Origin of the sequence: Phaeobacter sp. B1627, assembly GCF_006265095.1 — a bacterium.
In the GTDB taxonomy this organism is placed as follows: domain Bacteria; phylum Pseudomonadota; class Alphaproteobacteria; order Rhodobacterales; family Rhodobacteraceae; genus Epibacterium.
This window is the reverse complement of record NZ_VCNK01000022.1, coordinates 123,511-146,488: the sequence shown is the minus strand read 5'-3', so window position 1 is coordinate 146,488 and position 22,978 is coordinate 123,511. Positions and strand designations below refer to the sequence as shown.

22 protein-coding genes are annotated in these 22,978 nt (G+C 61.7%); 6 read left to right on the top strand and 16 right to left on the bottom strand.

What is annotated here, in order from left to right:
- Window positions 1–224: 224 nt before the first annotated feature.
- A complete protein-coding gene (locus FGE21_RS13310; RefSeq protein WP_139663786.1) occupies window positions 225–1,241 on the bottom strand; it encodes a hypothetical protein in 1,017 nt (338 codons plus the stop codon).
- A gap of 267 nt (window positions 1,242–1,508) precedes the next feature.
- Between FGE21_RS13310 and FGE21_RS13305 the strand changes: the two genes are divergently transcribed.
- The gene (locus FGE21_RS13305) at window positions 1,509–1,937 is read left to right on the top strand and encodes a hypothetical protein (RefSeq protein ID WP_255731578.1); all 429 of its coding nucleotides are present in this window, start codon (window positions 1,509–1,511) and stop codon (window positions 1,935–1,937) included.
- A gap of 46 nt (window positions 1,938–1,983) precedes the next feature.
- Here the strand turns inward: FGE21_RS13305 and FGE21_RS13300 are convergent, their stop codons facing one another.
- Window positions 1,984–3,096 carry a zinc-binding dehydrogenase gene (locus FGE21_RS13300; RefSeq protein WP_139663785.1) on the bottom strand — a complete coding sequence of 371 codons (1,113 nt, stop codon included), beginning with the start codon at window positions 3,094–3,096 and terminating at the stop codon, window positions 1,984–1,986.
- A gap of 219 nt (window positions 3,097–3,315) precedes the next feature.
- On the opposite strand from FGE21_RS13300, the gene FGE21_RS13295 reads away from it, so the two are divergent.
- The 4 genes from FGE21_RS13295 (at window position 3,316) to FGE21_RS13280 (ending at window position 6,674) form a co-directional block, all read left to right on the top strand.
- Window positions 3,316–4,692: an NAD-dependent succinate-semialdehyde dehydrogenase gene (locus FGE21_RS13295; RefSeq protein WP_139663784.1), complete on the top strand. Its 1,377-nt coding sequence runs from the start codon at window positions 3,316–3,318 to the stop codon at window positions 4,690–4,692.
- Window positions 4,689–5,318 (top strand): glutathione S-transferase family protein, encoded by a 630-nt coding sequence (locus FGE21_RS13290; RefSeq protein ID WP_139663783.1) that lies wholly within the window; start codon window positions 4,689–4,691, stop codon window positions 5,316–5,318. Before FGE21_RS13295 ends, FGE21_RS13290 begins: the two co-directional genes overlap by 4 nt.
- A 1-nt stretch (window position 5,319) precedes the next feature.
- Window positions 5,320–5,922 (top strand): SDR family oxidoreductase, encoded by a 603-nt coding sequence (locus FGE21_RS13285; protein WP_139663782.1) that lies wholly within the window; start codon window positions 5,320–5,322, stop codon window positions 5,920–5,922.
- A 206-nt stretch (window positions 5,923–6,128) separates the two neighbouring features.
- Window positions 6,129–6,674, top strand: coding sequence for a YaeQ family protein (locus tag FGE21_RS13280; protein ID WP_139663781.1), 546 nt, complete (start codon window positions 6,129–6,131; stop codon window positions 6,672–6,674).
- A 149-nt stretch (window positions 6,675–6,823) separates the two neighbouring features.
- Here the strand turns inward: FGE21_RS13280 and glpD are convergent, their stop codons facing one another.
- The 13 genes from glpD to FGE21_RS13215 form a co-directional block, all read right to left on the bottom strand.
- Entirely contained in the window at window positions 6,824–8,422 is a 1,599-nt protein-coding gene (gene glpD / locus FGE21_RS13275; RefSeq protein WP_139663780.1) for a glycerol-3-phosphate dehydrogenase, read from the bottom strand.
- A complete protein-coding gene (locus FGE21_RS13270; RefSeq protein ID WP_139663779.1) occupies window positions 8,415–9,209 on the bottom strand; it encodes a DeoR/GlpR family DNA-binding transcription regulator in 795 nt (264 codons plus the stop codon). The genes glpD and FGE21_RS13270 overlap by 8 nt, the downstream gene beginning before the upstream one ends.
- Window positions 9,210–9,346: 137 nt before the next feature.
- The gene (locus FGE21_RS13265) at window positions 9,347–10,420 is read right to left on the bottom strand and encodes a DUF1513 domain-containing protein (RefSeq protein ID WP_139663778.1); all 1,074 of its coding nucleotides are present in this window, start codon (window positions 10,418–10,420) and stop codon (window positions 9,347–9,349) included.
- Between the two features lie 19 nt (window positions 10,421–10,439).
- The gene (locus tag FGE21_RS13260; protein ID WP_139663777.1) at window positions 10,440–11,468 is read right to left on the bottom strand and encodes an imelysin family protein; all 1,029 of its coding nucleotides are present in this window, start codon (window positions 11,466–11,468) and stop codon (window positions 10,440–10,442) included.
- A 1-nt stretch (window position 11,469) separates the two neighbouring features.
- Window positions 11,470–12,966, bottom strand: coding sequence for a di-heme oxidoredictase family protein (locus tag FGE21_RS13255; RefSeq protein WP_370285689.1), 1,497 nt, complete (start codon window positions 12,964–12,966; stop codon window positions 11,470–11,472).
- Window positions 12,967–12,997: 31 nt separating this feature from the next.
- Window positions 12,998–13,483, bottom strand: a complete 486-nt coding sequence (gene bfr, locus FGE21_RS13250; protein ID WP_139663776.1) for a bacterioferritin — start codon at window positions 13,481–13,483, stop codon at window positions 12,998–13,000.
- Window positions 13,437–13,724, bottom strand: a complete 288-nt coding sequence (locus FGE21_RS13245; protein WP_139663775.1) for a bacterioferritin-associated ferredoxin — start codon at window positions 13,722–13,724, stop codon at window positions 13,437–13,439. The genes bfr and FGE21_RS13245 overlap by 47 nt, the downstream gene beginning before the upstream one ends.
- Window positions 13,725–13,947: 223 nt before the next feature.
- A complete protein-coding gene (locus FGE21_RS13240) occupies window positions 13,948–15,216 on the bottom strand; it encodes an imelysin family protein (RefSeq protein ID WP_139663774.1) in 1,269 nt (422 codons plus the stop codon).
- 58 nt (window positions 15,217–15,274) lie between these two features.
- The gene (gene hemP, locus FGE21_RS13235) at window positions 15,275–15,421 is read right to left on the bottom strand and encodes a hemin uptake protein HemP (RefSeq protein WP_232367805.1); all 147 of its coding nucleotides are present in this window, start codon (window positions 15,419–15,421) and stop codon (window positions 15,275–15,277) included.
- A 402-nt stretch (window positions 15,422–15,823) separates the two neighbouring features.
- Complete coding sequence (gene metG, locus FGE21_RS13230) at window positions 15,824–17,545, bottom strand: methionine--tRNA ligase (RefSeq protein WP_139663773.1); 1,722 nt, start codon at window positions 17,543–17,545, stop codon at window positions 15,824–15,826.
- 170 nt (window positions 17,546–17,715) lie between these two features.
- Window positions 17,716–18,942, bottom strand: coding sequence for an MFS transporter (locus FGE21_RS13225; protein ID WP_139663772.1), 1,227 nt, complete (start codon window positions 18,940–18,942; stop codon window positions 17,716–17,718).
- Between the two features lie 24 nt (window positions 18,943–18,966).
- Complete coding sequence (locus FGE21_RS20640) at window positions 18,967–19,740, bottom strand: ImuA family protein (RefSeq protein ID WP_139663771.1); 774 nt, start codon at window positions 19,738–19,740, stop codon at window positions 18,967–18,969.
- A 183-nt stretch (window positions 19,741–19,923) separates the two neighbouring features.
- The gene (locus FGE21_RS13215) at window positions 19,924–20,325 is read right to left on the bottom strand and encodes a rhodanese-like domain-containing protein (protein ID WP_139663770.1); all 402 of its coding nucleotides are present in this window, start codon (window positions 20,323–20,325) and stop codon (window positions 19,924–19,926) included.
- 197 nt (window positions 20,326–20,522) lie between these two features.
- Between FGE21_RS13215 and FGE21_RS13210 the strand changes: the two genes are divergently transcribed.
- A complete protein-coding gene (locus FGE21_RS13210) occupies window positions 20,523–21,569 on the top strand; it encodes an aldo/keto reductase (protein ID WP_139663769.1) in 1,047 nt (348 codons plus the stop codon).
- A 364-nt stretch (window positions 21,570–21,933) separates the two neighbouring features.
- On the opposite strand, the gene FGE21_RS13205 is transcribed toward FGE21_RS13210, so the two are convergent.
- Window positions 21,934–22,965, bottom strand: a complete 1,032-nt coding sequence (locus FGE21_RS13205) for a GlxA family transcriptional regulator (protein ID WP_139663768.1) — start codon at window positions 22,963–22,965, stop codon at window positions 21,934–21,936.
- Between the last annotated feature and the right edge of the window lie 13 nt (window positions 22,966–22,978).

Genomic DNA, 22,978 nt, shown 5'->3' with positions numbered 1-22,978 from the left:
AAGAAACTGTCCAAAGAGGCTTAAACACCCAGAACCAGATATAGGCGCTTGGCGCCCGAATGAACCGTGCGAAAGCCCGATCCCTGTGTTGCACCTGCCGATTAGCATGATGCTGTCGCCAGGACAAGGATGGCTCGCGCAACAAAGCCCGCCAGCACCTTCAGTCAATTTCATTCCATTTTGCGAACGGGCGGACTCCGAACACGTCCAGGCGCGGTTGAGCCTTAGGGCTTCTTTGGTCGAAGAACTTGCACACCCATCATGCGTGTACGGTCGGGGCTTTGAGGGAAACCGCGATGAGAGCCATGTTGGTAGGAAATGACAATATCGCCAACCTTACCCAAGCACGCGATCACATTTTTATAATTCGAGAAATAAGCGTCATTCTTCCTGAATGACGTGAAGCCAATCCCTGAAAAACTTTCTTCAATCGTCACTTCATCCAAATGGCTGCCCAACTCGTAGCAATACGGACCATAGGAATGATCCGGAACATCGGTCAAAACGATGAAGATTTTGACGACCGGAGAACGGGAGTCGTAATGGAACCCCCGAGTTTTCGTTACACCCTTGTTGATGTAGACATTTATATTCTCGAATTCCATACCGGGAATCGCACGGTCGATGACGTCTTTGACATAACCAGTTCTCAACCCCTCTTTGATCGCAGCAAGAGACGGGAAGATCCTATCGGCATTAAATACATCGACCAAACCGTCGTCGGCGCCACCGCGAACATGCAGCACTGCTTTGTCTTGGCCCGCACGCCCATTGTGTCCGCCTTTAATTTCGTCAACGCCGTCAATGATTACATCATCAAGCTCAGTGTAGATTTTTTTCGAAATATCATCTTTAACTTTTTCCAGAAAGTCGTTCATTTCGGATTGCGCATTCCGGGCAAGCTCGACAATGGTCTCGTCCCTAATGATACAAATTCCGTTTTGGCTCAGCGCATCTGAAATTTTTCTAACGTCGGGCGCCTGAGCGATGTCGAAGAAAACTTCGTCAGGAAGGGAGTTTTTTTTAATTGCAGTCAAAAGCAACTCATCATAGGCATTTTTTGTTCGATTGGCGATTGACTCAAATTTTGACATCACCTCCAATTGAGAGTTCAGGCGCACTTCAAGTGCATTCAGCCGTGAGTAAACATCGTCAATATCACTTCCTTGCTTAAGGCTTTTTCTAATCCCGCTCACGGCTTTCTTTAGGCTGGTGAAATCACGTTCAATTTTATTTGTCAATTTCCTCTCCTGCTTGTAACACATTGAACCGACATTCCCCAAGTGGCACGCCGTTTGACGTGAAGATCGCCTGAATCCGACCGTTGGACAAGCGTTTTTCTCCCTGAGCAACACCTGCGGTCGCGCAGGCTGCGGAACCTGAGCGGATCAGACCGCGCCCCCCGTTTACTGTCCCGACGGCGGTGTTTTTCAGCGCGGCGGACGGACCTGTCCTGCAGTTCTCGTTCAGTTTGGGCGGACGCTGTCGGGGCCCTGACGCCTTGGGACATGCATGGCACGCCCGAGTTGATCCTCTTCGATGGAGGTTCTGCCTTCAAGTCGATGCGCTTTCGCATGGCGGCTGAGGATCTCGGCGTGATGTGGGAAATGGCGATGAATGGTGTGCCGGAGAACCGCGGAACGATCGAGCGTGCATTCGGCAGCCTCCGGAGCGACTTCGCGCCGCGTCTGTCGGGGCACACGTTCTCCAGCATCATGGAGAAGGGCGATGCGGATCCCGAGAAGCGCGCAGCACTTACCCTGGACGACTTCACCTTCGCGCTGCTGCGTTGGGTGATCGACATCTACCACAACACGCCCCATCACGGGCTGGGCGGAGAAACCCCTGTGAAGGCCTGGCGTCGCCTGTCGAAGCTGCATGGCGTGTGTGATGCCGCTCTGGGCGCAATTTTCCAGGCAAGTGGTCTGCCCCTCTGAACAGAGCAGGCGCCGCCCCTGACGAGCAGCGCCGCTCCGGCAGGCATCAGGACCAGGGCTTTACCAGATACTTCTCGCCCGTCCGCATCGCGCGATAATCCATCACCGCCTCCTTCGTGAGCATGTCCTCCAATGAGACACGCGATTTATAGGGGCTGGCAAAGGTGGTGGTCAGGTTGTCGCGCACACGCTGCCGCATACGGCCCATTGTTTCTTGCCCGACGGACTGCAGGAAGGGAAACAAAAGCCACCCCGACAACGTCCAGCCGAACCCGTATGAGGGCGTCAGAACAGTGGGGCTTGTGTCCAGGCGGCCATAGATGAACATGCGCTTTGGTTGGTTGGAGCCATAGCGCGAGTATTCGCTCATCTCCTCGATTGCGACCCGCTCCATCGCTCTGAACGCCATGTCGACCTGCTTGCCGCCTCCGATCGGATCAAAGCCATAGAAGGCGCCGGTTTCCCGGATGGCGCCGCTCAGCTGATCCATGAAATCCTCGTCGGAGGAATTGACCACATGCTTGCTCCCGAGCCCCTTCAGCAGGTCCACCTGATCCCTCTTGCGCACGATGTTGACCAGCCCCATCCCGTCCTCCTGACAGATCCGTGTCAGCATCTGCCCAAGGTTGGACGCCCCGACCGTATGCAGAATGGCGTTCTGCCCGTCGGCTCTGGCATTTTCGACAAAACCAAGCGCTGTCATCGGGTTGACGAAGGCGCTGGCCCCTTCTTCGGCGGAATGATCGCCCAGGGGCAGGCACATTGAGGCATCGGAAAGACAGTATTGGCTGTAGGCATTACCGGGCACGCAAGAGACGCGCTGCCCCACAAGGGCCTGCGCGGTGTCGGTGTCGCCGGCCGCAACCACGGTGCCCGCTCCTTCGTTGCCGGCAGGGAGCTTCATGCCGTGGCGCGCCTTTGAGGCCGCGTTGGCGGCCTTTGGCATCTTGGCGACAAATTTGCCTCGCGTGTATTCGGCATTCTCGACATCTGCCCCGCCGACCAGAATCGCAAGGTCGGATGGGTTGATCGGTGCGGCTTCCATTTTCACCAGAACCTGATTGCCGGTGGGGGCGTCGAAAGTCACCTCCTCCAGTGCGACGGTCAGGGTGCCGTCAGCCTCAAGCGTGGTGAACAACTGTGTGCCGGTGGTGGTCATGATCTGGTTTCCTTCTTGGTCTATACTGTCAGTCTTGGTCGATACTGTGAGGGCGTCTGGTCCGCCATCGCAATCCGCCGTCTCCCCCGAACCTATGATCAAGTCAGCCCTGGGCAATAACGTTCCCGTGACTTTGCGGCATGCGAGGCCCCCCGGACAGGAACCAAATCCCGACTGGGGTGTTTCCCCTTCAGCGCTGCAAAGCTTGAAGGAGACATCATGTCGACGATTACGACCACGAACCCTGCCACCGGAAAGGTGATAGAAACGTATCCCCTGATGACGCCGGAGGACGCGGTGCAAAGGCTTGAAGCTGCGCAGGACGCCTTTCTCGAGTGGCGGACAAAGACCCATGAAGAACGCGCGCCCTACCTGATGCGGATTGCCGAGGTCCTGCGCGCGCACAGCGATGACCTGTCGGAGCTGATGACCCGCGAGACTGGCAAGCTGCTCAAGGACGGCAAGACCGAGGTCGAGATCTGTGCCGCAATCTTCGAATATACCGCGCAGCATGGCCCCGAGGTTCTGGCGGACGAGGACCGCACCCATGGCAGCGACGGAGCGCGTGGGATCGTCAGCCACCAACCTATCGGTGTGATCTACTCGATCCAGCCCTGGAATTTTCCACTGTATCAACCCGTCCGGGTGCTGGCGGCGAACCTCATGGCTGGCAACGGCTGCGTCCTGAAACATGCGAGCATCTGCACAGGGTCGGGCCTGCGCCTGCGCGACCTCTGCGTTGAGGCCGGCCTTCCGAAAGATCTGTTCCAGGTGCTTTTGATCGACCATGACACCAGCGATGCGCTGATCGAACACCCGCTTGTGCGTGGCGTTACAATGACCGGCAGCGATGTGGCCGGGCGGCACATCGGCAGCGTGGCGGCCAAGGCGTTGAAAAAGACCGTGCTCGAACTTGGATCGAACGACGCCTATCTGGTGCTGGAAGACGCTGACATTGAAACTGCCGTCAAATACTCTGTCATGGGGCGTTTGTATAACAACGGGCAAACCTGCGTCTCGGCGAAGCGATTTGTGGTGACCGAAAAGGTCTACGATGCTTTCGTGGCGGGGTTCGTCGCGCAGATGCAGGCGATCAGTCTGGGTGATCCGATGGATCAGGACTCGCAGCTTGGTCCACTTTCCAGCGAAGAGCAATTTGACACCGTGAAGGGCCAAGTGGAGCAAAGCGTTGCCAAAGGCGCAAAAGTGCTCTGTGGCGGCACCGCGCCGGATCGCACGGGGGCCTATTATCCCGCCACTGTCCTGGGTGATGTGACACCCGGCATGCCCGCCTATGACGATGAGATCTTTGGCCCGGTGGCCGCCGTGATCCGTGCCAGCGACGACGAAGACGCCATGCGCATCGCGAACGACAGCCGCTATGGTCTTGGTGGTGGGATTTTCTGCAGGGATGAAGAGCACGCGGTACAGCTCGCGCGCGATCATTTTGACACCGGCATGGTCCGCATCAACTCCTTTGGCGCGGCGGATCCAAACATGCCGTTCGGCGGCGTCAAGGATTCAGGCTACGGGCGCGAACACGGCGGCTTTGGCATGAAGGAATTCACCAACGCAAAGGCGATCTTTTTACCATGATTACCCTGCACGCTCTGAAATACTCCCGCGCAACCCGCGTATTGTGGCTGCTGGCCGATCTTGGTCAGCCCTGCAACCGGGTCGATTATGACCGTACCGAGCGCTTTCGTGCGCCCGAGGCGCTGAAGCAAGTGCATCCCCTGGGCAAATCTCCGGTGATTGAGGACGACGGCGAAATGGTGGCCGAGTCCGCGACGATCCTGCGCTATCTCGTGGAGAAATACGGTGACACCAGCCACAGGCCTGCTGAGGGCACATCCGCCTATTGGCAGCACGAAGCGCTGCTGGACTACGTTGAGGCCTCCTTTGCCGAGGTCGCCCTCAAGGCCATTCTTCCGGCGTTTGGCGGCGAGCCGGTGCCGGATGAGGCGCGCGCGGCGCTCGATGTCCATCTCGCCTATATCACCCGGCTGATCGGTGACGGCCCGTTGCTGTTCGGCCATCGTGCGATGCTCGCAGATATCCAGATGTCCTACATCCTGGCCCTTCTGGAGCGGTTCGGACTGCTGACGGGCTATCCCGTGCTCGCCTCCTACTGGGACGCGCTGCAGCAGCAGCCAGGCTATATCGCCGCAACCCAGGCCGCGGGCCCCATGGCCCCGCCTTCGGACACAGAAAGGAAATGACATGACGAAGAATATTCTGATCGCCGGTGCCACCGGCAAGACCGGCCGCATTCTGACCCGAAAGATCATTGATCAGGGGCACAGTGTAACAGCACTGGTGCGCGAAAGCTCTGACACCAGCCATCTCCCCGAGGCGACACATCTGCGCCAAGCCGATTTGACCGATCTGCAACCGGGCGTTTGCGACGGCGCGGATGTGGTGATCTTTGCAGCAGGCTCAGGTGGGGCGACCGGCCCCGAGATGACCGAAAAGGTCGACCGCGACGGGGCCATGCGTCTGGTCGACCTCGCCCGGACTGCCGGAGCCGAGCGGTTTGTCATGCTCAGCACGGTGGGGGCGGATCAGTCAGACCCTTCCGGCGATATGGCGCATTATCTGAAGGCGAAACACGAGGCGGATGAGCACCTCAAGGCCTCCGGGCTGACCTATGCCATCCTGCGGCCCGTTATGCTGACCGACAACGGGCCCGGTGACGAGGTGCTTTTGGGAGCTGATGTGGATAAATCCGCCAAGGCCAGCCGGACCGACGTGGCGCAGGTTCTGGCCAGCGCCGCGACGACCGGGAAGTATGACGGCAAGGCGCTCGAAATGCAGTCTGCCTGATCGCGTGCTGGCCTGTGAAGGCCCATGCCGGGGTGGCATGCGCGCCTTGCCGCGCTTGCGGATCAACCAGACTGTCGCAAGCGGGTCTCGCCTGCACGCATATGCGTGCAGGGTCGCGCGGCTTCCGTTTCGCGGCTTCATTGGCGGCTTTTCAAACCTCAGCGGAGGGGATAGACGTCCCAAACATCAGAGGTTTGGGACAGATCATGGCGCAAAAGGCCACCATTTACAAAATTGAGCTTTCGGTCTCGGACATGGATCGTCACTACTATGAGACCCACAAACTCACCGTGGCCAAGCATCCGTCGGAAACGGACGAACGGCTGATGGTGCGACTTGTCGCCTTTGCGCTGAATGCCCATGAGCATCTGGAAATGACCAAGGGGCTCTCAACGGATGATGAGCCGGATATCTGGCAAAAGAGCCTGAGCGGTGAGCTTGATGTCTGGGTGGCGCTGGGGCTGCCGAGCGAAAAGGTGATACGTCAATCCTGCGGCAAGGCCAATAAGGTGATGGTCTATCCCTATGGTGGCCGGACGGCTGAGGTCTGGTGGGACAAGATCAAGAACAGCACCACTCGGTTTGACAATCTACAGGTGGTGCGGTTTCCCGAGGCCGACACGGCTGCCCTGGCCAAACTGATAAGCCGTGCAATGAAAATTCAGGTCAATATCCAGGACGGCGAGGTGATGATCAGCGCCGATGACGGCATTGTCTATGTGACACCGACCACATGGAAGGGCGCCGCGTAGGCCCCGATGCCTGATCCGGAAGCGGTGGACGCTGCTGAAGGATGTCCCGCCTGGCTGGACGTCGAGGGGCATCCCCCGCTTTGGCAGGGTCGCGTTCATCAGTTCAGGTGCGTCCGGACCACAAGGGGGCAACGCGCGGGCGGCGTCGCCTAAACCCTTTCGCGGATGTAGGCATCGACCGCTGCGCGCTCCTCCTCCTTCAGTCGCAGGCCGAGTTTCGTGCGCCGCCACAGGTAGTCTTCGCCGCTGCGGACCCATTCCCGGTCGATGGCCCAATCCAGTTCCCGCGCTGTGATGGTGGCGCCAAACTCCCGACCCAGATCGCTTTCTGCCTTCGCGTCCCCGAGGATGGTCCAGGCTTCCGTGCCGTAGGCGCGGATCAGGCGGCGGGTGGCATAGGCGGACAGGAAGGGATAGTCCGTTGCCAGCTTGTCCTGCAAACGGGCCACATCAGCCACAGGGAAATCGCCCCCCGGCAGCGCCACCCCGGCGGTCCAGTCGGCAGCGAGACCCGGGAAGACCTCTGCCACCTTCGCCAGCGCAGCTTCGGCGAGTTTGCGGTATGTGGTGATCTTGCCGCCAAATACATTCAGCAATGGCGCCTGCTCGGTGTCGAGCGTCAGCACATATTCACGCGTTGCGGCCGTCGCAGAGCTGGCCCCGTCATCATAGAGCGGCCGCACCCCGGAGTAGGTCCAGACAATCTGATCGCGGGTCACAGGCTTGTCAAAATAACCGGAGGCAAAGGCCACCAGATAGTCCTGCTCCTCGGGCGTGCACTCGGGTCGGGTTTGCGGGTCCGGGTGGTCAGCATCGGTCGTGCCGATGAGGGTGAAATCCTCCTCATAGGGGATGGCGAAAATGATGCGCCCGTCCTGGCCCTGAAAGAAATAGCACCGCCCGTGATCATAAAGTTTCGGCACCACGATATGACTGCCGCGCACCAGTCGCACGCCCTCGCGGCTGTTCTGTCCCAGTTTCTGGCGCAACACATCGGCAACCCACGGCCCACCCGCATTGACCAGCATCCTGGCGCGCCGCACGGATTCTGCCCCGGTGGTCACATCCCTGATGTGGACCTCCCAGTGGTCGGCGTGGCGCTCGGCGCGGGTGACTTCGGTGCGGGTCAATATCTCGGCGCCACGGGCCTCGGCGTCGCGGGCGTTCAATACCACAAGCCGCGCGTCCTCGACCCAGCAATCGGAATATTCAAAGGCGGTTTTGAACTTGTCTTTCAGGGGCTTGCCTGCCTCGTCACTGGTCAGGTCAAGACGGCGCGTGCCGGGCAGGATGCCGCGTTTCCCCAACGTGTCATACATGAACAGGCCAAGCCGGATCAGCCAGGCCGGGCGGCGGCCCTTCATCCAGGGCATGACGGTGGTCAGCAGCTTTGAGGTCGGGGTGGTGTTATCAAACCGCATATCCTTGTGAAACGGCAGCACAAAGCGCATCGGCCATGAGATATGCGGCATCGCCCTGAGCAGAACTTCGCGCTCGATCAGCGCCTCCTGCACCAGTCGGAATTCGAAATATTCCAGGTAGCGCAGGCCCCCGTGAAACAGCTTGGTGGAGGCAGAGGAGGTCGCAGAGGCGAGATCCTTCATCTCGGCCAACGTCACCGACAGTCCGCGACCGGCCGCGTCGCGCGCAATGCCGCAGCCATTGATACCACCGCCGATCACAAACAGATCGGTGATCGGGACGGTTTCCGCGCTGGTGCGGGCAGGGGTTTGGGCTGTGTCAGTCATTTTCGCTGCTTTCGTTTGTGACCGGGGCATCCGCCACCAGGATTCGGGTTCCGGCCGCGGCGGCGGCTTCGGCGAATTCCTGAGGCACGGGGCGGTCGGTGATGACAATATCCAGCTCGGTCAGGGCGCAGATGCGCACCGGGGCCGAGCGTTCAAATTTGCTGCCGTCGCAGATCAGGATGCGGCTACGGGCATTCCTCAGCAAGGCACGGGCGACAGAGACTTCCCGCGCATCATGATCGAGAATAGCGCCGTCCGGGTCCATCGCTGATGCGCCGATGACCGCATAGTCCAGTTTGTAGCGGCTGATGAAATCAACCGCATCTTCGCCGACGATGGCGCCGTCGCTTTGACGTATACTGCCCCCCACGAGGATCAGATCGCGAGTCTCCATCGCCATCATCATGTTGATAATATTTATATTGTTGGAGAGGATGGTCAGGCCTGAATGCCCCGACAGTGCCCGTGCGACCTGTTCGGTTGAGGTGCCGATATTGAGCGCAAGCGAACAGTTTTCGGGGATGACTTCGGCGGCCAGGCTGGCCATAGCGCGTTTGCCGCCTGCATTCAGCATCCGCCGTTCCGCGTAGCCGCGATTGGCGGCCGACGCGATGCGGACCGCGCCACCGTGAACCCGGCTGAGTTGGCCGCGCCCGGACAGGTCGCGCAGGTCGGTCCGTACGGTCTGCAGAGACACCCCAAAGCGGCGCGCGAGGTCCTCTACCTCGACGCGATCCTGCAACGTCAGCAGGGACAGGATTTCGTTCTGGCGGTCACTTGCATCCATCGGCTTTCCTTTTCAGGGGGCCTGATAGGCTATATTGCGGAATTTGTCATGCTTTGTTTTCGAAATTGCCCTCAGATCATGAGAAACGAAACCGCCGCCGATCCGGCGGCGGTGGTGTCCGGCGGCGAGAGAGGATGTCAGCCGAGCGGGATCAGGTGATTGTCCCAGGCCAGCGGGGCAGTGGCCAGATGCGCCATGCCCGGGCCGAAGTGAACGATTGCGCCGGTGCCGGTGCTGGCCAGCAGGCCGGTTGCGGTCCGAGCCAAACCGCAGACGTCGGGCAGGTGATGTTCTGCGACCAGATGACCGGTAGCGCAGGCCATGATCTGCACAACGCCCCCCCGCGGCGAGGTGACGGCGATCTGCGTTTCATCGCCGGAGAATGCGATGGAGCCGCCATAGCCGTTGAGGTTGCGGCGGCGCGGATCACCCTCGGCCATGAGGCGTGGAGTATCGCCGGGGCGGTGCAAACCGACAATCGGCACCTCATCGCCGGGATCGCCCTGCCACTGCATGGCAAATCCGACCGTTCCGTCGCTGCGCACCGCGATATGGCGGATCGAATTCTTGTGAAGCTCGGCGGGCAGTTCCATGATCTCTTCGATCTGACCGTCGAGGGTCAGGTAGCTGAGGCTCGGGCGCATGAAGGGGATGTTGAGCTTGGCGCGCCCGGAGTCCGGGTGGGTCTCAATGCCGCCATTTGCGATCACCAGACCGGGCGCATCCTGACGCAGAAGGACCTCGTGCGGGCCGATGGCGCCGGAGGGGAACTGGCCGATGCGGGCGTAGGTGCCGGCGTCCCAGACGCCGATCATGCCGTCTGCTGTTTCAAAGGCATTCTCAGTGGTGAAAAGGACGGATGCATCGGGGGAAAACACGCCATGGCCATAAAAGTGGTGCCCGGCAGGCGGTTCGAGCCGGGCCAGCTGTGCACCGCTGCGGCAGTCGATGACATCCGCGAAACGGCCCGGGCGGCGGGCAAAGGCGACGGCCTCCGGGCGGGTGGGATGTGCGCTGGCCGCATGGCCGCGGTCCGGCAGGGTGTGGCGAAACAGAACCTCGCCCGTTGCCGACAGTCCGGCGATGACAAACAGACCCAGCTCATCCTTGCCAGCCGCCAGAAAGGCCGGCGCACCGGCATCGGCCCAGGTTGCCTTGGGCGCCATGCCGGTGGCCATTAGGCCTGCGAGAAACCCGCGTCTGGATTGCATGTTCGGTCTCCGTGTTTGCTCAGTCCCCGTCTAGCGCATTGAAGCCGGCCTCGACCCCGAGTTTGGAACCGATGTCCGTGCCGACCAGTGTTTTGATGTCGCGGATATCCTGCTGCAATGCCTCGATCTGAAAACGCTTCTGCGGGTCGCTGACGCCTGCAAGGGTGGGGTCGCCGGACAGGCTGTCGACGTGGCGGTCCGCTTTGTCAAACGCGTGCTGAACCTGCGCGGTGAGGGCCGTATCACCCTCCGCCAGTAGCAGCGCAAGCGGACGTAACGCCGCAAGCTGGACCTGAATGTGACGCAGGCTCCGGCCGGAGCGCCGCGCCTCTGCCCGATTGGGCCGTGGATGGTCAAAGGTGCCAAGCGGACGCCCGAGCCGCATGTCGGTCAGGATTTCAAGACCGGTCGTGAGCGCCTTGAACAATTCCTGATGCGCCTCTTCTTCGGTACGGTAGCGATCGCCGGGGCGGGCGCCGGGATGGCGCAGGCTGTCGGCAAAACCGCCCTGCCAGTCGGAAAGGATCGCGGCCGTGTTGGCCGCGAGGTCGCGGGCAATCGCGCGGATCAGATCACAGGTATATTCGTCGGAGGCCAGATCGGCATAGGCGGGATCGTAGAGCAGAAACTCCAGCGCATAGAAGCCACGCACCGCGACGGAGGCGGTGGCGAAGCTTTCGGCACTGGCGATCACCGGATCCGCATCAAGCAGCAGGCTCCGCAGCGCCTTTGGGGTTTTGGAGCGGCTGTCGGGCCAGAAGGCGATGGCGAAGGCGCGGTTCCCGGCCTCTGATGGACCAAAGCGCAGGTGGCTGGCCGCGACCCATGCATCCAGAGCCTGCCCCCAGGCCGCCTGCAGCGGGGCGGAGGTCGGGCTGCAGTCGTTCTGCGTGATCTCGGCAAAGGCGGCCGTTTGGGACGCCAGGGTTTCATAGGTCGGCAGGATATGGCGATCGACCACGGCATCCGTCAGCGCGTCGGCTCTGGCAAAGCCTCCGAGGGCAAAGCAGGCGCAGGCGGTGAAAGTGAGACGCGAGAGCAGTGACATGTCAGAGGGACTCCAGAAAGGAAATGAGAGCGTGGCGGTCAGCCACCGACAGCGCCACCACGCGGTCGCGGGCAGCCTGGGCCTCGCCGCCGTGCCAGAGAATTGCCTCCAGCAGGGTACGGGCGCGGCCATCGTGCAAATAGCTCGCCTTTTCCGAGACTTGCGCTGTGAGGCCAATACCCCAGAGAGGGGCGGTGCGCCATTCGCGGCCAGTGGCCCGGCCTTCGGGGCGGTTGTCAGCAAGGCCCGGACCCATGTCGTGCAACAGCAGGTCGGTATAGGGCCAGATGAGCTGAAAACTCTGCTCTGGCCGGTCGCTCAGGCGGTGGGTGACAAATTTCGGCCGATGGCAGCCCGTGCATCCGGCCTGATAAAACACGGCCTTGCCGCGCAGCACGCGGGCGTCTGCAACCGCGCGGCGGGCCGGGACGGCGACGTTGCGGCTGTAGAAGGTGACGAGATCCATGTTGGGCTGGTCGATCTCGGTCTTGCGGGCGTCCTGATCGCCATGAGGTGCGTTCCGGCAGGCCCTCTGGGGGGGCGTGCAATCCCCCCATGGCAGAGGGAAGAGCGGCGTGGAAATGCCGATATCGCCGGAGAATGCCGCTGCGGATTGTTCATGCAGGGTTGCCTTGCCGGCCTTGAGCCCGAACCGGCCGAGCATGATGCGCTGAAATTCCTCGGACCATACCAGGTTCGCGCGCCCCGAAATGCCATCCCCATTGGTGTCTTCGGGATCAGTCAGTGCGAGAATGTCGGCGGCGGGGATGGCTTCGAGCAGACCCAGGCCTATCATGGGCGGCGCCACCCGCGGCGAGAGCATGGCGTCCGTATGGAGCGGGCCGTATTTCAGATCGGCGGCGCTGAAATCCGGCCTGCGGAGGGTGGCGGTTCCGCCGCCATTCAGGGGGACCTCCTCTTCGGTGAAGGTGACCGACAGCCGGTATTCCGGATCAATCCCCGGGGCCGAAAAATCCTGCAGTTGCCAGCCGTATGTCGGATCGGGCGCCATGCCGACATAGTCGGAGACTGCGGCCATTTCGACGGGTACAGGGCCTGGGATAGACACCCGCAGGAAGGCCGAGGCCGAGCGATAGTCCGGCCCTTCGGGAAGGGCGCCGCGTCCGTCCCGGATGTGGCATCGCTGACAGGAACGGGCATTGTAGACCGGCCCCAGCCCGTCGGAGGCCAGTGTGGACGACGGGGAAAAGGCCCAGAGCTTGTCGAACAGAGCCTCGCCCAGATGGAATTCCAACCCCTGTTCGAACGTCAGGTTGGCCGAGGGTTTGCTGAAGGCATCGCGATCCTCCCGTGCCGCCACTGTCGCTGCTCCGGCGGGGTTCCCTTCAAAGGGCTCGGCCTGATCGAAGGAGGTCGCAGGCGCCGTCACTCTGGCCACACGGTCGGCGTCTTCGGCGGAACGGGGGAGGTCGGACAGATGTGGCTCTGTCAGGCCCGGGCGTTGATCAAACGCCTGAAGGGGCGCGGCCAATCCCAGAACACAGGCCGCACCCAGAGACGCGACGGCTCTAGTCCGCTTCGTCCATTTTCGAGGCGTTGAGATGGGCGTAATTCTCTGCGCCAACGCGATCGTGCAGTTCAAGCTGGGTCTCCAGGAAATCGATATGGCCTTCTTCGTCCGTCAGGAGCTCCTTGAAGAGGTCCATGGTGACGTAGTCACCCGATGTCCTACAATACTCGGAGGCCTCCTTGTAGAGGGCACGGGCTTCCTGCTCTGCGGCCAAATCGCATTCCAGCGTTTCTTTCGGCGTCTGGCCGATGCGCAGGGCGTCGAGGGTTTGCAGATTGGGATGGCCCTCAAGGAAGATGATCCGATCCATCAGCCGGTCTGCGTGGTTCATCTCTTCGATGCTTTCCTCGCGGCTCTTCTTGGCCATGTGCCCGAGGCCCCAGTCGTCCTGCAGGCGGTAATGTAGCCAGTACTGGCTGATCGCGGTCAACTCGCTCCTAAGTGCTTTGTTGAGATACTCGATGACTTTGGGGTCGCCCTTCATATTCGCTCTCCGAGGAAATGGCTGTACGTAGGTTCTGCAGATGTGCAGGTACACTTACCTTAGCGTTGGAGCGCATAGTGTCCAGAAAGAGCGTCATACAGCCACCACAATCTGCCTTTTTACCGAGGGCACGGTAAATTTTCCCAGGAGTTATAATGGTTTGCGGGTCGGAGGCCCGCATCCAGTCGATGGCCGAATGGATGTCATGATCCGAGATTTTAGTGCAGTGGCAGATGATCATGACCGGTCACCGATCCCTAGAGATTCTGTAGGCTACTCGCTGATGACAATATCCGAGTAAAAGACTTGGATTGCAAGTGTCAGATAAAGTGAAATGCTCAGGAAATCGTGAACACGGGGATCGGACGCCGGTTCGGCGCCTCTTTTGGGGCAGGGGAAAGGCCCGCAATGCACAAGGCCGCGCATCAGATGCACGGCCTTGTGGTGGCGAATTCGGATGTGGATTACTCAAAAACCGAGGAGGGATTGTCCAGCGAGTCAGAGCCTTCGATGGCGACGCCATCCAGGTCCAGCGCAGTGACGACGCGCTCTATGGAGCGGGTCTGGTCGACCAGTGCTTCGACGCCCCCCATGACCAGCGCCTCGCCTGCTTCATTGCCCTGTTCCAGCATCTGGTCGTAGGAGAAGCCCGCCTCGGCAGCGGTCTTGATGCGGCCCAGTTTCAGCATCGTGGTGGAGAGTTTACCGGTCAGCTCGGCATTCAGGCCCGCATCTTTTGCTTCAACCAGATCCGCCAGAGAGGCACCCGAGACCAGCTCGCCGTTCACGCGCACATATTCCCCGAGGTAGACGTTCTGAACGCCGAGACCATCGTAGTAGTGGCTGTTGTGGGTGTTGTCGGAGAAGCAGTCATGCTCTTCTTCGGGGTCGTTCAGCATCAGGCCCAGACGCATACGCTCGCCGGCGGTTTCGCCATAAGACAGCGAGCCCATGCCGGTCAGCATCGCGGTGATCCCTGCGGTTTCGTCCGACAGCACCGTCTCGCGGGCTTCGCCACCGGTGGCCCACTGCGCGGTGATCCATTCCAGATCGGAGACCAGCAGATCCGTTGCGGCCTTCAGGTAGGCGCCGCGGCGGTCACAGTTGCCGTTGGTGCAGTCATCGCCCGTGGCATAGTCGGTCCAGGACCGGTTGCCTGCACCATGGTCGGTGCCGTTCAGATCCTGACCCCACAGCAGGAATTCGATTGCGTGATAGCCGGTGGCCACGTTGGATTCGACGCCTTCGGCCTCCTGCAGGGTTTCTTCAAGCAGGGCCGGGGTGATCTCGCTCGCGTCGATCGTCTTGCCCGAGAGGGTGAACTCCGGGTTGGCAATGACATTCAGCGCGGCGGCGGCGTTTTCGTCGGTCGCACCGCCGTAGGAGGCGTCCACATAGTCGATCAGACCCTCGTCCAGCGGCCAGGCATTCACCTTGCCTTCCCAGTCGTCCACGATGGCGTTGCCAAAACGGTAGACTTCTGTTTGCTGGTAGGGGACACGCGCCGCCAGCCAGGCTTCTTTGGCGGCTTCAAGGGTCTCGGCGGACGGCGCTGCAATCAGCGCGTCTACTGCGGCCTGCAGAGCCTTTGCGGTTATCAGACTGTCTTCGTAATTTGCCTCAGCAATATTGGCGTAGGTGGTCAGAACCTCGGCCTTTGAAGCTGCGAAAGCGGCCGTTGTGCCTACGGTCAAAGCCGCGATTGCGGCACCGGTGAGAAGCGGCGTTTTCATAATGTGGATCCTTGTTGGACAGTTGTCGGTTTGCGGTAATTCGCCGGGGTGAACAGGTTTACTTGGTCAGGATCAGCTTGCCGGCGCGGGTGATGCGCAGCGAATAGATCTGGCCGTTCAGCAGAATACGGGCCTGCACGCCGCCCCGGGTCAGATCCTCGGCGTGATAGGTCGGGTAGGTCTCCGGCTGGGTCGCGGCGGCCATGTCTTCTTGGGAAATCGGTTTCAGGTTGGTCATCGGGCGAGCCTCTGTGTCTGCTCGGCTTTGTCGAACAACCATTCAAGGCAGAAACTCGGCTGTGGGAGCGCCTCGGAGAGGACACAGGTCCACAGATCCGGCAGCGGCAGGCGGTCTGCGTCCTGATCGGTCTGCGCGGGGTTTGGGCCAGATTGGGTCAACATGGAGCATGAGCAGTGTTCGGGTTGTCGGCTGGCCTGCGGTCACACAGGTTGGCTGGATTAATAGATACCTGATTTATTTTGTCAGATATGTCAATCCGATAATTTTACTTGGTTTAAACGGAGGCGCCGGATCTTGCGGCATTCAAAAGGCCGCCCCGGAACGGAACGGCCTTTGATCTGAACAGGTTAGGTGGATTGGTCGCGATCAGCCCTTGCGCACCCCGGCAAACCGGGTTTGCCACTCTTCGCGTTGCTCGTCCGTGATCTTGGCAAAGAGCACCTCCGGAACGGTAAACTCGTGGCCAGCAGGCAGCGCTGAAAGCGCGGCGGGAATGTCTTCGGGCCAGCTGCGATCTGTGGTCTTCAGGGCTGCAAACATGCGGTCCGCCGCATCGGGAATGAACGGGGCCGACAACACTGCATATAGACGGATCAGGTTGAGGCCGAGGCGGGCCTGCGCGGCGGCCTGTTCGGGATCGGTCTTGAACGTGGACCAAGGCGCGGCGGATTGCAGGTACTCGTTGCCCGCAACCCAGATCGCGCGCAGCTCCTGTGCGGATTTGCGGACGTCCATTGCCTCCATGTGACGCTCATAGGCGCCGATTCGTGTGGTCAGCTCCTCGACCAGGGCCTGTTCCTGTTCGGTCCAGGTGCCGCCCGCGGGCACACCTTCTCCGAATTTCGACCGACAGAATTTGGTGATCCGGGATATGAAATTGCCCAGAACATCGGCCAGGTCCTTGTTCGCCGCTTGCTGGAAATTCTCCCAGGTGAATTCGGAATCGCTGCTTTCGGGGGCGTGCGACAAGAGCCACCAGCGCCAGTAGTCCGCCGGCAGGATCTCCAGCGCCTGATCCATGAAGACGCCGCGGCCCTGGCTGGTGGAAAACTGGCCGCCGTCATAATTCAGGTAGTTGAAGGATTTGAGGTGGTCGACCATCTTCCACGGCTCGCCAGACCCAAGGATCGTGGCGGGGAATGACAGCGTGTGGAAGGGAACGTTGTCCTTGCCCATGAACTGGACATATTTCACGTCATCCGCGCCTTTGTCGGTGCGCCACCAGCGTTCCCACGCGGCATCGTCCAGCCCGTTCTTCTCGGCCCATTCACCGGCGGCTGCGATATATTCGATCGGGGCGTCGAACCAGACGTAGAACACCTTGCCCTCCATGCCGGGCCAGTCGGCATCGCCGCGCTTGACCGGCACGCCCCAATCGAGATCCCGGGTGATGCCCCGGTCCTGCAGGCCGTTGCCGTCGTGCAGCCATTTCTTGGCAATCGAGGTGGTCAGAACCGGCCAGTCCTGTTTGCTGTCGATCCAGGCATCGAGCTGGTCGCGCATTGCCGATTGGCGCAGAAACAGGTGTTTGGTCTCGCGGACCTCCAGATCGGTGGAGCCGGAAATGGCCGAGCGCGGGTTGATCAGGTCGGTCGGGTCCAGCTGCTTGGTGCATTCCTCGCATTGGTCGCCGCGCGCCTTGTCGTAGCCGCAGTTGGGGCAGGTGCCTTCGATGTAGCGGTCCGGCAGGAAGCGGCCATCGGCATTGGAATAGACCTGTTTTTCAGAGACTTCCGAGATCAGCCCGGCCTCGGCCAGCTTGCCCGCAAAATGCTGGGTCAGCGCGTGGTTCTGCGGGCTGGAGGAGCGACCATAGTGGTCGAAGGACAGGCCGAACCGATTGGCAATGTCGGTTTGGACGCCATGCATCTCGGCGCAGTACTCGGCCACTGGTTTGCCCGCTTTGGCGGCCGCGAGTTCTGCGGGGGTGCCATGTTCATCCGTGGCGCAGAGGAACAGGACCTCATTGCCGCGTCCACGGTTGTAGCGGGCATAGAGATCGGCCGGCAGCTGGCTACCGACGAGGTTGCCGAGGTGCTTGATCCCATTGATGTAGGGAAGTGCCGAGGTGATCAGAATTCGGGCCATGTCGTCCATCCACGTCGCTTGTCTGGCCGTTCGTCTATCCCATGCAGCAGGGCACGAAAACCCCTCATGGCATCGGGAGTGGCAAACCGGTGGGTCGAAGGGGGCTCCCGACAGGCGCGAGACGGGTGCGAGAGGGGAACCGGGCAGGGGCGAAAGGGAGCGGAGCCGCGCTACTGCCTGCCTTCGCGGGCGCGCTTCAGCATCCTGCCGATGGTGAAGGAGGTACGCGGAGCATAGACGTAGCGGGTGCGTTCCTCGGGGGCGGGGCGCGACCGCATCCGGGCAATCCCGAAGACGATGAGCCCGGCGTGTCCGAGGGCGACAAAGACGAACAGAGCACCGGGTCCGAATGCCTCGATCAGGGCCGAAGCCACCAGGGGCGCGGCGATGGCGCCAACGGCATAGAAGAACATCAGGGCGGCCGAAAGCTCCACCCGCTCCTCGGAGGTGGCAAAGTCGTTGGCATGTGCGGCCGAAACGGAAAAGATGGGCACTGTGGTCAGGCCGAAAAACGCGGCAGACCCCATGATGGCAAAGGTGCCGCCACCACTGGCCGGCAGGGTCAGGGCGCAGGCCATCATGGAGATGCCGGAGAGCCAGATCAGCACCCAGCGGCGGTCAAATTTATCTGCCAGCCAGCCCACCGGGTATTGGGCCAGCGCCCCCCCGAGAACAAAGGCCGCGAGAAAGAAGGCGATCTGGTCAACGGCAAGACCGACCTCCTGGCCATAGACCGGGCCGACCATCCGAAAAGAGGCGCCGCTGAGGGCTGCGACAATCACCCCCGCAACCCCGAGCGGGGAGCAGCGCCATGCCAGCGAGGGCCGCAGTCGCGCGGCAGAGGGCAGGGCGGGCTGGCTGGCGCTGGTCATCATCAGCGGCAGCAGGGTTGCGCAACACAGGATCGCCAGCACGTTGTAGGACACATAGGACGCAGGCGGCAGTACCGCGATCAGCAGCTGCGCGGCAAAGGACGCACCGGTATCGGCAATGCGGTACACGCCGGAGGTCCGGCCACGGTTCTCATTGGTCACCTTGGCGTTGATCCAGGCCTCGATGACGGTGTAGCAGCCCGCGACACAGAGGCCCGAGGCGATCCGCATTGCGGCCCAGGCATAGGGGTCTTCGGTCAATGTATGCCCAAGGAGCCCCATCGCGCCAAGGGCGGTGCAGACCGCAAAGGCCCGCGAGTGCCCCACCCGTCCCATCAGCCGGGGGGCCCACCAGCATCCGATGAAGAAACCGAGGAAATGCGCCGAGCCGAGCAGACCGATCTGGCGGTTGTCAAATCCCATCGCCGCGCCGGACAGGGCGTCCAGCGGCCCTACGCCTCCGGTCGAAAGCTGCAGCAGGATGACGGACAGGAACAGGGCGGCAAAGGACAGGAGTGTACGCATATCAGACCCGACCATAGGGTAACTTTAGTCTGGCGCAGTATACTTTTCGACGCGGGATGTCGTTTTAGGGCGGTGATGCGGATTTTCCTCATGTGGCGTATCCGCCAGCAGCTGCAGCGCAGCCCCCGGCGCGGGGTGACGGACGCGCCAGGCCTTGACGGGCGCGGTGCGGGCCCGCAGGCGCTCCAGCCTCCATTGACGGAGCATTGCCGCAGTTTGCCCGGCGGGAGAACGGGGCACCGGGGGGCGGGCAGCGGGCGATGAAGCAGGCGATGAACTAGGCGATGAGCCTGACGATGTAGCTGGCGATGCAGCAGGCGATGCAGCTGGCGAGGGCGCGATCCGCGGGGCGGTCGGCGAAACGGGAGCGTTGTGGTCAGCGGCAAGATGCCAGCGGCTCTCGATTCCCGGGGCGCCGCCCTGTCCCGGGGTCAGCAGCAGTGCCAGCGGAGCATGAGGGGCGTCGCCTCCGGTTTCGGCCGCCAGATGCAGGCGACGCACCGGGGTGAGCGCAGGAGGTGCGGGCAAATCAGCCACCACCAGTGGCACCGCTGCGCTGCGCAGGCTTTCTTCGCAGGCCCACAGGAGGTCTTCGGCGCGGGTGGCGCGCAGGAACAGGAAGCGGCCGGGATCGACAAAGTCGACCATCCCTTCGGGATTGAGCTGATCGGGTATCCAGGCCGGACTGATCCAGAGCACGGGACCTTGGGTCGCGGCGGCCAGCCAGAGTGCAAAGGTGCGCCGCGCGGGCCCGCAGGCCTCGTGGGCGCGCCCCTTTGTCAGGGTGAGAGACGGCAATGGCGAAATACCATCGCGGGAGGAATGAGCGCGGGAAGAATGGGTTTTGCGGGCAAACAGGTGAGATGACATGGCCGCAATATAAGCGCGTTCCCATTTTGTTCCAAGGTCGAATATGAAGTTGAATGTGCCTGCCCTGCGCAGATTTCAAAACAGACGGACAGCGCAGGGCAGGGCGGGAGCTTACCAGCGATAGGGGGTCAGGGGACCTTGGGCGGCCATCCAGGCATCGAGCCCGCCGCGCAGGCAATGGACATCCTGCAGGCCCATATCCTGAGCCAGCCGGGTGCTCAGCGCGGACCGCCAGCCGTTGTCGCAGTAAAAGATGAACGTCGCCTGTTTGCCAAAGACCTCACGGGCGAAGGGGCTGTTCTGGTCAAGCCAGAATTCCAGCAACCCGCGCGGGCAGGAGTGCGCCCCGGGAATGACACCCGTTTTCTGAAGTTCGCGAAAGACACGAAGGTCGACGAATTCAGCGTTGGGCGTATCGTGCAGCGCCAGGCCATCCTCTACAGAAATGAAGGAAATCACGGATTCTGCATCCGCAACAAGGTCCTGATAGCTCTTGGTGGTGATGAAAGTCATGAAGGGCCTCCTTTGTAAATCTGTGATCCGGGATCAGTGGTCGGGAGTAGATAAAATTTGTATACCATTGCACACCATTTTGAGGGAGCAGAAAGCTGTTCAATGGTTAATGATCGCAGCGATGCGCATATCTCCGGCTTGCATTGCCCCTCCCACGGGCTAGGGTCCTGCCAAGCATGACATAAGGAGACTGCGGGATGAAAATGAACCGGCTTGGCCGCACGGACATGATGGTATCGGAGTTGTGTCTCGGGACCATGACCTATGGAACGCAGACCGATGAGGTCGACGCCCATGCCCAGATCGACATGGCGCTGGACGCGGGCATCAACTTTCTCGATACGGCAGAAATGTATCCGGTCAACCCCGTCCGCGCGGAAACCATGGGGCGCAGTGAGGAGTACATCGGCAACTGGAATGCAAAGACCGGCCGCCGGGGCGACTATATCCTTGCGACCAAACATTCCGGAGAGGGCTCTGTGGCGCGGGATGGGGCACCGATATCGAGTGCCACCATAACAGCCACGATCGAGGCCTCGCTGAAACGGCTCCGGACCGACTATATCGACCTCTATCAGTTCCACTGGCCAAACCGGGGCAGCTATATGTTCCGCAAGAACTGGACATACGACCCGACCACATCGCCCCAAAGCCGGGCGGATGTGATCGCAAATATGGAAGATTGTCTGGGTGCATTGCAGCGCGAGGTGGACCGGGGCACGATCCGCGCGTTCGGCCTGTCGAACGAAAGTGCCTGGGGCACCGCGCAATGGTTGCGGCTCTCTGATGCGGGCAAAGGTCCCCGGGTGGCCTCGATCCAGAACGAGTATTCGTTTCTGTGCCGCCTCTATGACACCGACCTTGCGGAGCTGAGCCACTATGAGGATGTGGGGCTGTTGTCGTTCTCGCCGCTGGCTGCGGGATATCTGACCGGCAAGTATCAAAATGGCGCGGTGCCGGAGGGGTCTCGCAAATCGCTCAACGCCGAGATGGGCGGGCGGCAGTCCGATCGGGTTCTGGGCGCTGTGGCGGCCTATTTGCAGATCGCGGCGGATCATGGGCTGGATCCGGTGCATATGGCGCTGGCGTGGTGCAAAACCCGGCCCTTTATGGCCTCGGCGATCTTTGGTGCCACGAATGTCAATCAGCTGGCGCATTTGCTGCAGGGGGTGGATCTGGAGCTGAGCGATGCGGTTCTGGCCGATATCGATGCCGCTCACCGGGCCAACCCGATGCCCTATTGAATGTGGCAGGTGGGGGCGAGGGCTCCCGCCCGTGTCGTCTGCATTGAAATGCAGACTCCCCGGTTGGGCCCGGCGCCGCTGGCGCGGCGCGGCGCCTGGTTGAGAATGCGGTGGTGGCCCCAATGGCGGCCCAGGACCTTCCGGGTGGCTGCGGTCGGGTGGGGCTGATGGGTGTTGGCAGCGGGCAGCGACCTGGCCTGCGGAGGGGTGATGCGCGATGCCTGCCACCGGACGCGTCTGCGCCGCGCATTTGCGCGGCGCTATGCCCAACGGGAGCGGATCCCAAGATCCGGCGACGGGCGGGAGCCTCCCCCTCCACACACAGCATCGCTCCGTTCAGATGGGCCAGTTCAACTGGGCCGGTTCAGTTCGTGCTGTGGCTCGCGTGGCTGTTGGCCTGCACTGCTGGGTATGAGGACATGGCCGCGGTCTCTCGCGCCTGCCGCAACTCCCGGGCCGAGGTGTCATGGGCGGTGCGGAAGGCACGGGCGAAGCTCGATTGCGAGGTAAACCCCGTGGCCATGGCAACCTCCATCAACGGCAGGTCGGTATCTGTCACCAGTCGCCGTGCCTCGGCCAGGCGCAGCTGGAGGTAGTGGTCCTGCGGCGTGGTGTTCAGACGCAGACGGAACTGTTGCTGCAAGCTGCGGGGGCTGGTGCCCAAGGCTTCTGCGATCTCAGCGAGGGGTTTGGGATCGTCCAGCGCCGCCTCCATGATGGCATTGGCCTTGGCGGTCAGGGCGTTGTGCTTATGATGGCCGAGACGGCTCTGTGCCCGTTGGGGCGTGGCAATCCCGTCATAGAGGAACAGCCCCGCCACACGGGAGGCAAAACCGTGCCCATGCCGGGCGCCGATCACATGCAGCATCATCTCGATCGCAGGTGTCGCTCCGCCGGAGGTCAGCCGCCCGTCGGACACGGTAAAGCGGTCCGTCCGGCAGTGAATGTCGGGGAAGCGGGCGGAGAAATTCTCCAGGTCTTCCCAGTGGGTGGTGGCCGGGCGGCCATCCAGCAGACCGGCCTCTGCCATCAGCCAGGGGCCGCCATCAATGCCCGCGATGGTCGCGCCGGTGCCGGCAATCCGGCGCAGGCCGGCCAGCAGGCTGGGGGTGGCATGACGGGCGAGCTGGAACCCTGCAATCACCAGCAACAGGTCACAGCTGTCCAGCCGTGCCAGGGGCGACGCGGGCACGGTCAGCCCGCTGGTCAGCATCGGCGGCTCGGTCGTGGCGCTGATGTAGTCCCAGTCGAAGGCAGGGCGCCCGGCGAGACGATTGGCCGCCCGCATCGGGTCGACAGCGGCGGCAAAAGACAACGTATTGCAATCGTCCATCACCAGAACGGCAGTCTTGAGCGGGCGGTTCTCCGGCTGGAGTATGTTTTTTGCGGATTTCATCAACTTCGATTCG